General features: G+C 66.1%; 15 protein-coding genes. 7 read left to right on the forward strand and 8 right to left on the reverse strand.

The window, feature by feature from the left end; genetic code table 11:
- Positions 1 to 89: 89 nt before the first annotated feature.
- Positions 90 to 575 carry a DUF992 domain-containing protein gene (locus ACHMWQ_RS17860; RefSeq protein ID WP_396308509.1) on the forward strand — a complete coding sequence of 162 codons (486 nt, stop codon included), beginning with the start codon at positions 90 to 92 and terminating at the stop codon, positions 573 to 575.
- A 59-nt stretch (positions 576 to 634) separates the two neighbouring features.
- On the opposite strand, the gene ACHMWQ_RS17865 is transcribed toward ACHMWQ_RS17860, so the two are convergent.
- From ACHMWQ_RS17865 to ACHMWQ_RS17875, 3 genes are all read right to left on the reverse strand, one after another.
- On the reverse strand, positions 635 to 2020 hold the full coding sequence (locus ACHMWQ_RS17865) for a class II 3-deoxy-7-phosphoheptulonate synthase (RefSeq protein ID WP_396308510.1): 1386 nt from the start codon (positions 2018 to 2020) through the stop codon (positions 635 to 637).
- A 139-nt stretch (positions 2021 to 2159) separates the two neighbouring features.
- The gene (locus ACHMWQ_RS17870) at positions 2160 to 2975 is read right to left on the reverse strand and encodes an LssY C-terminal domain-containing protein (RefSeq protein WP_396308511.1); all 816 of its coding nucleotides are present in this window, start codon (positions 2973 to 2975) and stop codon (positions 2160 to 2162) included.
- A gap of 24 nt (positions 2976 to 2999) precedes the next feature.
- Positions 3000 to 3797, reverse strand: a complete 798-nt coding sequence (locus tag ACHMWQ_RS17875; protein ID WP_396308512.1) for a helix-turn-helix domain-containing protein — start codon at positions 3795 to 3797, stop codon at positions 3000 to 3002.
- A 116-nt stretch (positions 3798 to 3913) separates the two neighbouring features.
- Between ACHMWQ_RS17875 and ACHMWQ_RS17880 the strand changes: the two genes are divergently transcribed.
- On the forward strand, positions 3914 to 4276 hold the full coding sequence (locus ACHMWQ_RS17880) for a nuclear transport factor 2 family protein (RefSeq protein ID WP_396308513.1): 363 nt from the start codon (positions 3914 to 3916) through the stop codon (positions 4274 to 4276).
- Here ACHMWQ_RS17880 and ACHMWQ_RS17885 read toward each other — a convergent pair.
- From ACHMWQ_RS17885 to rpiA, 4 genes are all read right to left on the reverse strand, one after another.
- Positions 4273 to 5160, reverse strand: a complete 888-nt coding sequence (locus ACHMWQ_RS17885) for a DNA-3-methyladenine glycosylase 2 (RefSeq protein WP_396308514.1) — start codon at positions 5158 to 5160, stop codon at positions 4273 to 4275. The genes ACHMWQ_RS17880 and ACHMWQ_RS17885 overlap by 4 nt on opposite strands.
- 115 nt (positions 5161 to 5275) lie before the next feature.
- The gene (gene gor / locus ACHMWQ_RS17890) at positions 5276 to 6655 is read right to left on the reverse strand and encodes a glutathione-disulfide reductase (protein ID WP_396308515.1); all 1380 of its coding nucleotides are present in this window, start codon (positions 6653 to 6655) and stop codon (positions 5276 to 5278) included.
- A 116-nt stretch (positions 6656 to 6771) separates the two neighbouring features.
- A complete protein-coding gene (locus ACHMWQ_RS17895) occupies positions 6772 to 7278 on the reverse strand; it encodes a DUF2059 domain-containing protein (protein WP_354549921.1) in 507 nt (168 codons plus the stop codon).
- A gap of 28 nt (positions 7279 to 7306) precedes the next feature.
- Positions 7307 to 8002: a ribose-5-phosphate isomerase RpiA gene (gene rpiA, locus ACHMWQ_RS17900; RefSeq protein ID WP_396309476.1), complete on the reverse strand. Its 696-nt coding sequence runs from the start codon at positions 8000 to 8002 to the stop codon at positions 7307 to 7309.
- Between the two features lie 158 nt (positions 8003 to 8160).
- Here rpiA and gph point away from each other — a divergent pair, with 158 nt between their 5' ends.
- Entirely contained in the window at positions 8161 to 8832 is a 672-nt protein-coding gene (gene gph, locus ACHMWQ_RS17905; protein ID WP_396308516.1) for a phosphoglycolate phosphatase, read from the forward strand.
- 23 nt (positions 8833 to 8855) lie between these two features.
- Here gph and ACHMWQ_RS17910 read toward each other — a convergent pair whose 3' ends face one another.
- Positions 8856 to 9734, reverse strand: a complete 879-nt coding sequence (locus tag ACHMWQ_RS17910; RefSeq protein WP_396308517.1) for a cell envelope integrity EipB family protein — start codon at positions 9732 to 9734, stop codon at positions 8856 to 8858.
- A 185-nt stretch (positions 9735 to 9919) separates the two neighbouring features.
- On the opposite strand from ACHMWQ_RS17910, the gene ACHMWQ_RS17915 reads away from it, so the two are divergent.
- From ACHMWQ_RS17915 to ACHMWQ_RS17930, 4 genes are all read left to right on the forward strand, one after another.
- A complete protein-coding gene (locus ACHMWQ_RS17915; RefSeq protein ID WP_354549927.1) occupies positions 9920 to 10384 on the forward strand; it encodes a RidA family protein in 465 nt (154 codons plus the stop codon).
- A gap of 5 nt (positions 10385 to 10389) precedes the next feature.
- The gene (locus tag ACHMWQ_RS17920; RefSeq protein ID WP_396308518.1) at positions 10390 to 11160 is read left to right on the forward strand and encodes a glycerophosphodiester phosphodiesterase family protein; all 771 of its coding nucleotides are present in this window, start codon (positions 10390 to 10392) and stop codon (positions 11158 to 11160) included.
- A 150-nt stretch (positions 11161 to 11310) separates the two neighbouring features.
- Positions 11311 to 12585, forward strand: coding sequence for a GNAT family N-acetyltransferase (locus ACHMWQ_RS17925; RefSeq protein ID WP_396308519.1), 1275 nt, complete (start codon positions 11311 to 11313; stop codon positions 12583 to 12585).
- Between the two features lie 5 nt (positions 12586 to 12590).
- Positions 12591 to 14273, forward strand: coding sequence for a sulfatase-like hydrolase/transferase (locus ACHMWQ_RS17930; protein ID WP_396308520.1), 1683 nt, complete (start codon positions 12591 to 12593; stop codon positions 14271 to 14273).
- Positions 14274 to 14288 lie beyond the last annotated feature (15 nt).

Below are 14288 nucleotides of genomic sequence, written 5' to 3' on the forward strand. Positions count from 1 at the left end.
GGCCCAGCCGCACGTTTCGCGTGTAGAAGAAAGCTTGGTTCACGGCCGTTCCGGTGAACCCAACCGAAGCAAATTCCACGAGGTCGACTATGTCGAATCTGCACAAGACCCTGCTCGCAGCCGTCATCGCGGTGACCGCTGCCCTCCCGATGGCCACCGCCGCTCAGGCCGCCGTCAAGACCGGCGCCCTGACCTGCCGGGTCGCATCGGGCGTTGGCCTCATCCTCGGCTCGCGCCGCGCGGTCAACTGCGAGTTCAAGTCCAACCGCGGGACGGAGTTCTACACCGGCCGGATCGACCGCGTCGGTCTCGACGTCGGCTTCACCCGCAACAGCGTCATCGTCTGGAACGTGTTCGAGCCGACGCGCCGCCATGGCGATCTCTCGGGCCGCTACACTGGCGCCACCGCGCAGGCGACCGTCGGCGTTGGCCTGGGCGCCAATGTGCTCGTCGGCGGCGGCCAGAACAGCGTCGCGCTGCAGCCGCTTTCGGTGACGGCGCAGACGGGCCTCAACCTCGCCGCCGGCGTCAGCTCGCTGCACCTGACGCGCGTCAAGGCACCGGTGCGCCGCTAAACGAAAACGGCGCGTGCCCAGGGCACGCGCCGTTTTATCAGCTGCGTGAACGCCGTTTTCTACAGGCTCGCGACAGCGCGCTGCTGCACGATGCCCTGACGGCTGGTCTTCAGCAGTTCCGCGACGAGGAACGCCAGCTCGAGCGCCTGATCGGCGTTGAGGCGTGGGTCACAATGCGTGTGATAGCGGTCCGACAGGTCCTCGTCGCTGATGGCGCGGGCGCCGCCCGTGCATTCCGTGACGTTCTTGCCAGTCATCTCGATATGGATGCCGCCCGGCAAGGTGCCTTCGGCCTGATGCACGTCGAAGAAGTTCTTCACTTCGCGCAGGATCAGGTCGAACGGCCGCGTCTTGTAGCCGCTCGATGCCTTGATCGTGTTACCGTGCATAGGATCGCAGGACCAGACGACCGAGCGCCCTTCCTTCTCCACGGCCCGGATCAGCTGCGGCAGGTGGTCGAACACCTTGTCGGCGCCGAAGCGGCAGATGAGAGTCAGGCGTCCGGGCTCATTGTCGGGATTGAGCACGTCGATCAGCTGCAGCAGGCCATCGCCGGAAAGCGACGGGCCGCATTTGAGGCCGATCGGGTTCTTCACGCCGCGCATGTATTCGACATGGGCATGGTCCGGCTGGCGCGTGCGATCGCCGATCCACAGCATGTGGCCGGAGGTGGCGTACCAGTCGCCCGTCGTCGAATCGACGCGGGTCATCGCCTGCTCGTAGCCGAGCAGCAGCGCCTCGTGCGAGGTGAAGAAATCGGTCGAGCGCAGCGACGGCGTGCTCTCGGGATCGACGCCGCAGGCGCGCATGAACGCCATCGACTCGGAAATGCGGTCGGCGATTTCCTGGTAGTGATGGCCCTGCGGGCTGTCCTTGACGAAGCCGAGCATCCACTGGTGGACATGCTCGAGATTGGCGTAGCCGCCCTGCGCGAAGGCGCGCAGCAGGTTCAGCGTCGCCGCCGATTGGCGATAGGAATCCTCGATCCGGCGCGGATCAGGAATGCGTGCCTCGGGCGTGAATTCGATGCCGTTGATGATGTCGCCGCGATAGCTCGGCAGCTCGACGCCATTGATCGTCTCGGTCGAGGCCGAGCGCGGCTTCGCGAACTGGCCGGCGATACGGCCGACCTTCACGACCGGCATGGAGCCGGCGAAGGTCAGCACGACCGCCATCTGCAGGAAGACGCGGAAGAAGTCGCGGATGTTGTCGGGGTGATGCTCCATGAAGCTCTCGGCACAATCGCCGCCCTGCAGCAGGAAGCTCTCGCCGCGCGACACGGCGGCCAGGCTCTTCTTGAGCTTGCGCGCTTCGCCGGCGAAGACGAGCGGCGGGTAGCTCGAAAGCCGTCCCTCGACCGCGGCGAGCGCCGCTGCATCCTGATAGTCCGGCACCTGCTGGATGGGCATCGACCGCCAGCTGTCCGGCTTCCAACTCGTCTTCATCGTGATCACTCCACACCCCTGCCCGTCTTCGCGCAGGTCCCGCGCACGACGAACCTCATCGGGTCTCGAAAGGTGCGGTCTTATACACGCATGCTCGGATGGAGGCTACCGGCGCGGGAGGGCGCATCACGCCCCCCGTTCAGAGCCGCGAAGCAACCCAGTGCCAGAGACGATCCTTGAAGCCGACAAAGGCCGGCGGCGGCAGAATCTCCGGCGGCTTGGCCGTTTTGACGCCCGCCGGCACGAGCCGCGACATCCAGATCTCGCCGTCCGTATAATAGGGATCGCCCTCGCCATTGCGTCCGTTCAGCGTCGGGCCGATGCCGGTGATTTGATAGGTCGCCTCAACCATGCCCGCCTTCTGCAGGTCGTCGGTCAGTTCGTCACGCACGGCGTCGATGTCGGGACCGATGTGGTGGGTCACCTGGCCTGTGTCATGGCTGAGGCCGACGCCGCGATCGAAGGTCGCCGAGCCGAGCCAGACCGGGCGGTTCTCCGCGCCCTTGTCGAGTACCTGCCAGAACCGGACATGCTCGCGCTTGTCGGCGCTGGTGCCGACGGGCTTCTCGAAGGCGAAATCCTCGCGGCGGCCGTCATAGTAGAGCGGACTAACTGGGGCATCGTGATAGGGACGGTCGAGCACGACGCTGCCGACGATCTCGATGCTGGAGCGCCAGGTGATCGGGTCGGCCGGGTACCAGCCTGCCGCATGCATGGCCCGGAGCACCTCCTCCTTGACGCCGACGAGCCCGACATTGAGCGGATCGCCGGGAATTCCCTGCGCCGTATGCGTGACCATCGGCCGGTCCGCCAGGCCGGGCTGACGCTCGTAATGCGTCCAGGCGATCGGCAGCACGACATAGGCGGCGAGCCCCCAGAGGGCCAGCACGGCAACCGTGCCGGTCGCCAGATTGCGCAGCCTCAGCCGCCTGCCAAGCCCATTGTCCGCCGCCATCGCACGTCTCCCTTGTGGCGGATATCATGACGCTACCGCAAGGCGGCGCAAGGCCTCCGCGGTATCGTCATCGGCAGGAAAGAAGGATTCGATCGCCAGCTCCGACAGGGTGACGTCAACCGGGGTCCCGAACAGGGTCGTCGCCGAGATGAAGGAGAGCGTCTCGTCGCCGAGGCGGACCCGATACGGCACGGCGATGCCGCCTAGATCGTCCCGGACAACCGGCCGCCCGGCACCGCCAGAAGGATAGGCGCGCAGCTCTTCCAGCAGGTCCGAGAGCCCCGCGTCGCCCGTCAGGTCGATCTCATGCGCCAGGCGCGCGAGCAGGTGCGCCCGCCATTCCGGAAAATTGAGCGTACGGGGAGCGAGCCCCTTGGGGTGCAGCGCCAGACGCAGGACGTTGACCGGCGGCTCCAGCAGGCTGGCATCCACACCGGCGACAAGCCGCATGATGGCGGCGTTGGCGGCAACGAGGTTCCACTGCCGATCGATCGCCAGTGCCGGATAAGGCTCGTGCCCGGCGATGATGCGCTCGACGGCCTTGCGGACGACCGCAAGGCCGGCATCGTCCAGCTTTCTCTCCCGGTAAATGGGGGCAAAGCCCGCGGCCACCAGCATCAGGTTCTGCTCGCGCAAGGGAACCTCCAGCTCGGCCGCGAGCCTCAGCACCATGTCGCGGCTCGGTCGCGATCGGCCAGTCTCGATGAAGCTCAGATGCCGTGTCGACATCTCGGCATCGCCGGCCAGGTCCATCTGGCTCCGGCGACGGCGCTGGCGCCAGTCGCGGATCTGTTCGCCGATCGGGCGGGGATTCGTGTCCATGCGCCGACGATAGCGAGAACATCGGCGGCGATCCAATTACCTCCGAGGTAATCGACTTCATGCCCCCTGCCCGCAAATCTCCGTCCCGTCAGCAACGACAACCACGGAGACAGACCATGACCAACACCGCAGCCCTCGTCGAACGCTACATCGCCAGCTGGAACGAAACCGACCCCGCCAAGCGGCGTGAACTGATCGCAGCGACCTTCACGGAATCGGCCACCTATGCCGACCCGATGATGAAGAGCGACGGCCATGTCGGCATTGACCAGATGCTGGCGGCCGTTCAGGAGCGCTTCGCCGGCCTGCGCTTCAAGCAGGTCGGCAAGGTCGACGGGTATGCAGATCGCGTTCGCTTCTCGTGGGAGCTCGGCCCGGAGGACGGCCCCTCGGTCGCGGGCGGCACAGACTTCGCGACAGTCGATACCGGCCGACTGGCCCATGTCGTCGGCTTCCTGGACTTTGCGCCAGGCGCCTAGTCGCCGAGGCTCGCCCAGAGATGGGTGGTGGCGAGGCTTCGATGCGGCGCGAAGGCCTGCATCGAAGCCTCCTGCGCCTTGATGTCGGGCCGCTCGGCGAGGCCATGCAACCGCTGCAACGCGGTGGCAAGGCCAGAATCGCCGATCGGCGCCATGTCGGGAAAGCCAAAGCCCCGCAGTAGGATATAGCGCGCCGTCCAGGTGCCGATGCCGCGTATGGCCACCAGCGCGGACTCGGCCTCACCGGCGGATCGCTGCGCCAGCGCTTCGAGCGAGAGCGCGCCTTCCTCGATCAACCGCGCGACGCCGATCAGGTAACTCGCCTTGGACCGCGAAAAACGCAAGGAGGTCAGATCGTCTATCTCCAGCGCAGCGACGCGCGCCGGGTCGGGGTGGGCATAAAGCCCGCGTGCCGGATGGAGAACACCCGCGCGCTCGATCATGGCGCGACGGAGGGCGGCGGCAAAGGTCAGGTTGATCTGCTGCCCGATCACGGCCCAGCAGACGGCGTCCCATATATCGGCGGTAAGCGGGATGCGCAGGCCGCTGCGCGAGCCCAGGATGCGCGCGGCATCCTCGCGTGCCGCCACCAGCGCCTCGAAACCCACGGGATCGCTGCCGAGGCCGAGCATGCGCGACACGATCCGCTCCACCGCCTCCGGCGGCAGGACGTCGCCGTCGAGATAAATCTGAGCGTGCGGGTCCGTCGGGTGGTCGGAATGCGCGAGGTTAATCTGCAAAAGACGCGCAGTTCCGTCGACCAGCACGGTCTTGGCGAGGGTGCGTCCCTCGACGCGCTCGCTGACGCTGAGCCGGTCGCGACCATGGTAGGCGAGCGCATATTCGGGCCGGAATGCGGGCGGCAGAGCGAGGGTCAGCTTCATTCCGCGCATTTCCTCCGTGCCGCCACGATGGCCGAGCGGCTCCAACCGCAGTGCGCTAGCCCCGCCTCGACGGCCGAGCCATCCGTTTCTTGCTCCGGAACCGAGGAAGCCTAGGTCAGCTGTTGCGGCGGTGGCGGACGCTCGGCTCGCGCATGGTGACGAGTTCTTCGGCGGCTGTCGGATGCAGCGCCATGGTGGAGTCGAAATCAGCCTTGGTCGCGCGCATCTTCAGCGTGATGGCGACGATCTGCACGATCTCTCCGGCATCGGGGCCGAGGATATGGCAGCCGACAACGCGGTCGCTGTCCGCATCGACCAGAAGCTTCATCAGCGTCTTCTCGTTGCGGCCCGAAAGCGTGTGCTTCATCGGCCGGAAGCTGGTCTGGTAGACGTCGACGGCCGTGAATTCGGCCAGAGCCTCTTCCTCGCTCAGCCCGACCGATCCGATTTCCGGCTGCGAGAACACGGCCTTCGGAATGCCGAGGTGATCGACGGAGATGCGCTTGCCGCCAAACACCGTGTCGGCGAAGGCATGGCCCTCGCGAATGGCGACGGGCGTCAGGTTGACCCGGTTGGTGACGTCGCCGACCGCATAGATCGACGGCACGTTGGACTGCGAGAATTCGTCGACGATCACGGCGCCCGCGCCGTCGAGCTGGACGCCGGCGCTCTCGAGCCCGAGCCCGCGCGTGTTGGGAGCGCGTCCGGTCGCGATCATCACCTCGCCGGCGGAAAGCGCCTCGCCGCTGCGGGTATGCGCCAGCAGGCCGTCCGCCGTCTTCTCGATCGAGGTGATGACATCGCCGGTCAGGACGCGGATGCCCTTCTTCTCGATCTCCTCGCGCAGGGTCCGCCGCAGATCGGCGTCGAAGCCGCGCAGCAGCGCGTCGCCGCGGTGGACAAGCGTCGTCTCGACGCCGAGGCCGTTGAAGATGCCGGCAAATTCGACCGCGATGTAACCGCCGCCGACAACCACGATCCGCTCCGGCAAACGCTCCAGATGGAACGCCTCGTTCGACGAGATCGCGAACTCGCGGCCCGGCAGGTCCGGCACGATATACGGCGCCCCCCCGGTCGCAACGAGGATATACTTCGCCGTGACGAGACGATCCTCTGCCACCAGCCGCACCGTATGGGGATCGATGATCTCCGCGCGGCTCTGGACCAGCTTGGCGCCGGAGCGCTCCAGGTTGCGGATATAGATGCCGTTCAGGCGATCGATCTCGGCATCCTTGGCCGCCATGAGGCGCGACCAGTCGAAGGTCGCCTCCCCGGGGGTCCAGCCAAATCCGACCGCATCCTCGAATTCCTCGGCGAAGCGCGAAGCATAGACGAACAGCTTCTTCGGCACGCAGCCGCGGATCACGCAAGTGCCGCCGACGCGGTATTCCTCCGCCACCATGACGCTGGCGCCATGGCTGGCGGCAATCCGACCCGCGCGAACGCCGCCGGAACCGGCGCCGATGATGAAGAGGTCGACGTCGAACTGGTTCATGATCAGGCTCGGTTCCAGGGCATTTCAGGCGGAGAGATGGCGGGTCGCACCAGAAGAGCGCGAGCCGTCGAAGCGTTGGCGCATCGTTACCGCTTCAGGCGGCCCGGTAAACTGGCCTAGAAGTCGACGCCCTTCTTCTTCAGGTCCTCGCGGGACTTCTCGAACAGTTCCTCGCCGACGCGGTCCGACCAGCCCTTGACGGACTGGAGGGTCTCGCCGACGACCTTCGGGCCGATTTCGGCAAGCTTGGAGCCGGCCGGGCTCTTGTAGAACGTCGAGATCGCGTTGAGCTCGTCTTCAGAGAAGTGCTTGGCCCAGATGCGCGCGACGTCGTTGTCGAGGTCCTTGCGGCGAGCGACGAGTTCGAGCGCCTGGGCGTCGACCACTTCGGCGATCAGCTGGTGCTGGTCGGGACGCACGCGGATCAGCTTGTTCTGGGTCTGCTGCGACAGGAGCGGCAGCAGATTGTCGAAGCCGCGCGAGGTCTTGGCCGCGTGAACGGCTTCGAGCGCCGCGGCGACATGCGCGTCGGTCACTTCCTGCGCCTGCGCCAAACCGGCCGTGCCCATGGCGAGGCCGGCGGCCAGCACGACGGCGCCGATGGATTTGCGGATGAAGGTCATGGAGAAACTCCCGATGGGCGAAATAATGTTAAGCCACCAACCAGCTTATGCCTTCCGGCCGAGCGATGACGGCAGCAGATGCAAGTCCGATGAAGAGACCGTGCTCCACGACCCCCGGAATCGCGGCGAGGGCGAGACTCAAGGCTTCTGGATCGCGAATGAGGCCAAAAGATGCATCGATGATAGCGTGACCACCATCCGTTACGAAGGGTGAACCATCGGCCGCGAGACGCCGCGTCAACGTGACCGGCATGGCCAGTTCGGCAGCCGCATCGGCGATCGCTGCCGTGGTGGCGCCGATGCCGAAATGGTTGACCTCGACCGGCAGCGGAAAGGCGCCGAGCGTGTCGACCAGCTTGGAGCCGTCGGCGATCACAATCATCCGGCTCGACGCCGCGGCAACGATCTTTTCGCGCAGCAAGGCGCCGCCGCCGCCCTTGATCAGCCGCAGGCGGCTGTCGAGTTCATCGGCGCCGTCGATCGTCAGATCCAGCCGGGGCAGCTCTTCCAGCGTCGCGAGCGGAATGCCCTCGGCGCGCGCCAGCGTCGCCGTGCGCTCCGAAGACGGAACGCCGACCACCGAAAGCCCGCCGCGCACGAGAACGCCAAGGCCGCGAATAAAATGATTGGCCGTCGAGCCGGAGCCGAGACCGAGCTTCATGCCGTCCTCGACCTGTTCGAGGGCCGCAAGCGCCGCCTGCTTCTTGAGTTCGTCGCTGGAGATCATCAGGCACTTCGAATTTGTGGAGTGGACGCCGATCCGGCGCGGCTTGTTAGCATGGGGCGCGGCCGCCGCCAACGTCCACGCGACATCGTCCCGCCTTTCAGCGGGCGACGGGAGTTGGTAGGTTCGGGCTCCTCCACCGACGGATTCCCCTCCTGATGCGCCCCATCCTCGTCTTCGATCTCGACGGCACGCTCGTCGATACGGCCACCGATCTCGTCGCGACGCTGAATGTCGTGCTTGAACAGGAGGGCCTTGCCGCCCTGCGCTACGAAGATGCGCGCGCGATGGTGGGGCATGGGGCGCGCGTTCTGATCGAGCGCGGCCTGGCCGCCAACAACGTCACCCGCGACGCGGCGACTATTGACCGGCTGTTCGACACCTACATCGCCTATTATGCAGCGCATATCGCCGACACCAGCCGGCCTTTCGAAGGCGTCGTCGCGGCGCTGGACCAATTTGCCGCCGAAGGCTGGCTGCTCGCGGTCTGCACCAACAAGCTCGAGGGGCTCTCGATGCTGCTGCTCGACGCGCTGGGCCTTTCGGACCGGTTCGCGGCGATCTGCGGCGCCGACACCTTCGCCGCGCGCAAGCCCGATCCGCTGGCGCTCAACGAAACGATCCGCCGCGCCGGTGGCGATCCCCGTCAGGCCGTAATGATCGGCGATTCGAAGACCGACATCGACACGGCCAAGGCGGCCGGCATTCCCGTCGTGGCGGTAGATTTCGGCTATACGTCGGTACCGGTCACCGAACTCGGCCCGGACCTCGTCATCGGTCACTTCGACCAGCTGGCCGCGGCCGTGGCCGAACTGACCGTCCGCGTCTAGAGATCAGCCGCTCGGCGCACCCCTTACCGGCAGCGCTTGGCGGCGATCTTGACCGGCTTCATGTCGAGCCGGACGAGCTTCCCCGTCAGCGCGAAGTCGCCATAGTCGAGCCGCATCCGCCGCGTGACGCCGTTCTCGTAGACGATGAAGGACAGCTCATAGGCCGGCGACTGCTCGCCCGAGCCCTTTTGGTCGAAATAGCTGAGCGTGACGGGCCAGTGGCGAACGTTGGCGATGCCGGCCAGCTTGGCGGCGGCCTCGTCGCCGAGATCGTCGGCGCCGGAATTCGCAGCGCCGATGACGGCCGCTGTCGCATAGGGCTTCTCGCCCTTTTCCGACCCATCGAACAGCCCGACCTGCACGAAGCGCTCGCCGCGCATCGCGGCTTCGATGATGGTGGAGAGATGCTGGTTGGGGAACTGGAACGAAGGCGCGATGTCGAAGCGCTCGGTCTTGGGCTTGGCCAGCGTGACATGCAGCTTGCCGCCCTCGCGCTCGGCCGATCCGGTTGAATCCTCGGCCAGCGTGCCGTCGACATAGCTCTTGGTGGCGAAACTGAAGCTCTTGCCGTCGGCATCCTCGAAGGTGGAGGTCGCCACGTCGGTCAGGCGCGAATTGCCGTCGCCATCGCTGATGCGCGTCACGAAGCGCAGTTTGGTGGTGTAGCCGTCGCAGCGCGACCCGGCGAAATCATAGACCATGCGGCCTTCGGCATCGCTGACGGACTCCGCCTTGCCGCCGGAATCGAGGCGCAGGTCATAGACGGCCTGATGTGTCGCAAAGGGAAGTTTGGCCGGCGCGGGCGAAATGGCAACGGCCGAACCCGCCATGACCATCAATGATGCGGCGGCGGCAACCAGCGCCAGCCCCGTGCGACCTGCACCCAGTGATACGGACTTCATGCGAGCTCCCATCGTCGTCAAGCCGACATAGGGCTGACATAGAGCGCATTTCAATCAGCAAAACGCCAAAACGTCTACGGACCAGCATATACCTTGTCGCCGCATCGGAACATGTGCCTCGCTTGCGGTCGCCCCGGAATCGGGCGAAACCCAAACGAATGAATGCCATGCCTTGGGAGAACCCTATGACGAGCCTGATCGAAAGCCGCCTCGAAGCTCTCGGAATCGTGTTGCCCGCGGCGGTCGCGCCCGCGGCCAACTATGTACCGGCCGTGGAAAGCCGAGGCTTTCTCTATATCTCGGGCCAGATTCCGGTCGGCGCCAATGGCATCGAATATGTCGGCAAGCTCGGGCGCGACCTGACGCTGGAAGACGGCCGCGCCGCCGCCCGCCTCTGCGCCATCAATATCCTGGCCCAAGCCAAGGCAGCGCTGGGCGACCTGGAGCGCATCGGCCGTGTCGTCAAGCTCGTCGGCTTCGTCAATTCGGATCCGGAGTTCGTCGACCAGCCGAAGGTGGTCAACGGCGCTTCCGACCTGATGGTCGAGGTCCTCGGCGACAAGGGTCGCCACGCCCGCTCCGCCGTCGGCGTCGCGGCCCTGCCCTTCGGCGTCGGCGTCGAAGTCGAAGCCATCCTAGAAATCGCCTGATCCCCATGCCCGCAGTTCGTCCGATCGCAGCCCCCGCCTGGCTTACCGCGCGCCCGATCGCCCACCGCGCCTATCATGACGCGGCCGGCGGCCGGATCGAGAACACGCTTTCGGCCGTCCGGGCCGCGATCGAACGCAATTTTGCGATCGAGGTCGATCTGCAACTCACCGCCGATGGCGCCGTCGTCGTCTTCCACGACGACACGGTCGACCGCCTGATGCAGGCCAGCGGCCGCGTCGATGGCATGACGCTCGCAAGCCTGAAGGCGACGGCCTTCAAACAGGGCAGCGACACCGTGCCGACGCTGGCCGAACTGCTGGAGACGGTCGCCGGCAAGGTGCCGCTGGTGATCGAGCTCAAGAGCAACTGGAACGGCGATCGACGTCTCGAAGCCGCGGTCGCGCCGATCCTCGCTGCCTATGACGGGCCGGCGGTGGTGATGTCGTTCGACCCGGATTCGATGGCGGCGATGCAGAAGCTGCTGCCCGCCATGCCGCGCGGCATCGTCGCCGACCGCTACACCGATCTCGAGGAATGGGGCTTCCTGCCGCCCCGTCGGCGCTTCGCGCTGCGCAACCTCTCCGCGGTGCCGAGGGTCGGCGCCAGCTTCGTCTCCTATGACCTGAACGGCCTGCCCTCCTTCGCCCCCTCGAAGGTCCGGGCCAGCGGGCTGCCGCTGATCACCTGGACGGTGCGCACGCCCGGGCAGGCTGCCAAGGCGAAGCTTTATACCGACCAGATCACCTTCGAGGGCTTCGACCCGGACAAGATCTGACGTCGAGGCGGTCTGAATGATGCGGAAGCCGTGAAGGGCCCCCCTGGCCCCTCACGACCCGAGCCGTTGCTGGATGGCGACTTGCGCTTGCGGCTTTGCGCCTTAGATGCTGGGATAGTCCATGCGCCCCAGCGAGATCGCCCTTCCCTCATGACCGCTTCCACCGATGCGCGCCTCAGCGTCCTCTCCTCGCTTGCCGAAATCGAGCGGCAGGACTGGGACGCCTGTGCCAATCCCGGCTGGCCATCGGCCCGCCCGTTTGGCGAGGATCCCTCAGCTTTCCTAAAGGCTTACCACCGCCGACCGGATTCAAAGCCTGAGGCCGGCAAGCTTGAATCAAACTCTCAGCGTCCAGCCTATAACCCCTTCATTTCCTACGATTTTCTTCATGCGCTGGAAGAGTCTGGCTCGGCCACCGGGCGGACGGGCTGGCAGGCCCGTCACCTCGTGCTCGATGGCGAGAACGGCAAGCCCGTCGGGATCGTGCCCTGCTACCAGAAGACCCATTCAATGGGCGAATATGTCTTCGACCAGGGCTGGGCCGATGCCTATGAGCGGGCCGGCGGCCGGTATTATCCGAAACTGCAGGTGTCGGTTCCCTTCACCCCCGCTACCGGGCGCAGACTGCTGACCCGCGCCGACGCGCCGCCCGCCTCGCGCGAACTTCTCGTGGCCGGACTGCTCGAGCTGTGCCGCCAGCTCGGCACCTCCTCGATCCACGCAACTTTCCTGGAAGATTCGGACGCTGACCTGCTCGACGACAGCGGCTTTCTCGCCCGCATGGACCAGCAGTTCCATTTCATCAACGAGGGCTATCGCGACTTCGACGATTTCCTCGAGGCGCTGGCCTCGCGCAAGCGCAAGGCGCTCCGTCGCGAGAGGCGCGAGGCGCTATCCGACGGCATCACGGTCGAACACCTGACGGGCCCCGCGATCACCGAACGAGACTGGGATGCCTTCTTTGGCTTCTACATGGATACGGGCGCGCGAAAGTGGGGCAGGCCCTATCTGAACCGGCGCTTCTTCTCGCTGCTGGGAGAGCGCATGGCCGACAGGGTGTTGCTGATCGTCGCGAAGCGCGACGGCGTGCCGATCGCCGGTGCCCTCAACATGATCGGCTCCGACGCGCTTTACGGCCGGTATTGGGGTGCGTCCGAGGACGTGCCATTCCTGCATTTCGAGGTCTGCTACCATCAGGCTGTCGACTGGGCGATCGCGCATGGCCTGCCGCGCGTCGAAGCCGGCGCGCAGGGCGACCACAAGCTGGCGCGCGGCTATCGCCCGATCGTCACCCGCTCGGCGCACTGGATCGCCGATCGGGGGCTGCGGCGCGCCGTCGCCGACTACCTGTCGCGCGAGCGCGAAGCCGTTGCCGCCGATCACGAATTCCTCGACGAGCACACGCCCTTCAAAGCTGATACGTGATTTTCATGACAGCGATTCTTCTCTGGGTCGGGGCCGCGGCCATCCTGCTCGTGACCGAACGGCAAGCAACGCGGCCGGCCTTCGCGCTGCTCGCCTTTGCCTTCGTGACCGCCTGCTTCCTGCTCGTCACCGGGGACGAGGAGCGGGCCACGCTGCTTGCCCTGATCCTGGCCCTCACCATCGTCGGGGCATCCGCCGTCAAGCATCATCACAGCGGCATGAAGCTCGCGGTCGCCGACCTCGCCTTGACCTTCGCCGGCACCATCCCCTTCATGCTACGGCAATACCGGCGCACGGCCACGCTCACCATTGCCGGCGCCATTCTGCTCGGTCTCTCCGCGCTGGCGACGCTGGCTCTGGTTCGCGGAGCGCCCTATTCCCTCGCCGCGCGGCTGCTGCTTCTAGGGGGGACTGCAGCGGCGCTCTACGCGCTCTGGCGGGCGAATGGCGGCACGGCCTATCGCACCGACGTGACGCAGCAGAAGCGCTTCTTCTCGTTCTTCATCGCTTCGCTGGTGGATGTCGCAAGCTGGTGGCCGACCGGCGGCCTGCGCATGCTGGACGTCGCCGCGACGCCGCTTCCCCTGGCCGCGCCGATCGCTGCGCGCAGCGATATCCGGCCGGATATCATCGTCATCCAGCACGAATCCGTGTTCGATCCACGCCTTTTCGGCCTGCCCGTCGACGATCGGATCGCAGAATTCCTGACGCCAAAGGATGCGCTCCACGGCACGCTGCATGTCGACATCTATGGCGGCGGGTCGTGGCAGACAGAATTCAGCCTGCTGACGGGCCTGTCCTCTGCCAGCTTCGGGCCGGATTCCTATTTCCTGTTCAAGAAGGGCGTGGGCCGCTTCCGCCACTCGCTGCCGAGCGAACTCGCCCAGCTCGGCTACCGCACAATGCTGTCCACCAGCTGCCGGCGCGAGTTCATGAACTACAACGCCTTCTATGCCGGCATCGGCGTCGCGGAGCGCGTCTTCTCCGACGATTTTCCGCCGCCTTTCGACCTCGCCACCTTCGAAGTCAACAATTCCGACGCTGCCTTTTTCGCGGCGACGCGCGGGGCGCTGGAGCGTTCAATCGACCGCGATCCGGCTCCGCGTTTCCTGATGGCGCTGACCAATTTCAACCACGGCCCGCACGAGACGCGCCTGGTGCCCGCAGGCCAATATGAAGACGAGCGCCGTTTCGCGACTGCCGCCCTGCCCGATGCGAACTACGGCGAGTATTACGCGCGCCTGACGGAGACGGCAGAGAGCTACGCGGCCTTCAAGGCGGCGCTGAAGCGGCGTTATCCCGGCCGGCCGATGCTGATCGTGCGCTATGGCGACCACCAGCCGACGCTGACGCGCGCCATCGAGGAGGCGCGCGGCATCGCCCCCGACGATCCGCGCCAGTTCGAGACCTTCTACGCGATCGAGGGCATCCACTTCGAGCCAAAGCTCGACAGCGTACCGGCGCAGCTCGACATCGCCATGCTGGGCACTGTCGCCCTGCAGGCCTCGGGCCTTCCCCTCGATGCCGTCTCGGCGACGCGTGCCAGTCTCATCGACGAGTGCGGCGCGCTCTATATCGCAACGCCATCGGAGCGTAAGAACCGTTTTCACCGTACCCTGATCGACCAGGGCCTGATCGAGCTCGGCAAGGCGACACCGCAGGCCTCGGCCGTGCCGGAACGGGCCTGATCGAACGGAACCACA

It is taken from the genome of Kaistia sp. UC242_56 (assembly GCF_044452255.1).
In the GTDB taxonomy this organism is placed as follows: Bacteria; Pseudomonadota; Alphaproteobacteria; order Rhizobiales; family Kaistiaceae; genus Kaistia; species Kaistia defluvii_A.

Bases quoted from the DNA above. Each gene is read 5' to 3' on its own strand.
- ACHMWQ_RS17860 (WP_396308509.1), top strand. From the start codon at position 90: ATGTCGAATCTGCACAAGACCCTGCTCGCAGCCGTCATCGCGGTGACC.
- ACHMWQ_RS17865 (WP_396308510.1), bottom strand. From the start codon at position 2,020: ATGAAGACGAGTTGGAAGCCGGACAGCTGGCGGTCGATGCCCATCCAG.
- ACHMWQ_RS17870 (WP_396308511.1), bottom strand. From the start codon at position 2,975: ATGGCGGCGGACAATGGGCTTGGCAGGCGGCTGAGGCTGCGCAATCTG.
- ACHMWQ_RS17875 (WP_396308512.1), bottom strand. From the start codon at position 3,797: ATGGACACGAATCCCCGCCCGATCGGCGAACAGATCCGCGACTGGCGC.
- ACHMWQ_RS17880 (WP_396308513.1), top strand. From the start codon at position 3,914: ATGACCAACACCGCAGCCCTCGTCGAACGCTACATCGCCAGCTGGAAC.
- ACHMWQ_RS17885 (WP_396308514.1), bottom strand. From the start codon at position 5,160: ATGAAGCTGACCCTCGCTCTGCCGCCCGCATTCCGGCCCGAATATGCG.
- gor (WP_396308515.1), bottom strand. From the start codon at position 6,655: ATGAACCAGTTCGACGTCGACCTCTTCATCATCGGCGCCGGTTCCGGC.
- ACHMWQ_RS17895 (WP_354549921.1), bottom strand. From the start codon at position 7,278: ATGACCTTCATCCGCAAATCCATCGGCGCCGTCGTGCTGGCCGCCGGC.
- gph (WP_396308516.1), top strand. From the start codon at position 8,161: ATGCGCCCCATCCTCGTCTTCGATCTCGACGGCACGCTCGTCGATACG.
- ACHMWQ_RS17910 (WP_396308517.1), bottom strand. From the start codon at position 9,734: ATGAAGTCCGTATCACTGGGTGCAGGTCGCACGGGGCTGGCGCTGGTT.
- ACHMWQ_RS17915 (WP_354549927.1), top strand. From the start codon at position 9,920: ATGACGAGCCTGATCGAAAGCCGCCTCGAAGCTCTCGGAATCGTGTTG.
- ACHMWQ_RS17920 (WP_396308518.1), top strand. From the start codon at position 10,390: ATGCCCGCAGTTCGTCCGATCGCAGCCCCCGCCTGGCTTACCGCGCGC.
- ACHMWQ_RS17925 (WP_396308519.1), top strand. From the start codon at position 11,311: ATGACCGCTTCCACCGATGCGCGCCTCAGCGTCCTCTCCTCGCTTGCC.
- ACHMWQ_RS17930 (WP_396308520.1), top strand. From the start codon at position 12,591: ATGACAGCGATTCTTCTCTGGGTCGGGGCCGCGGCCATCCTGCTCGTG.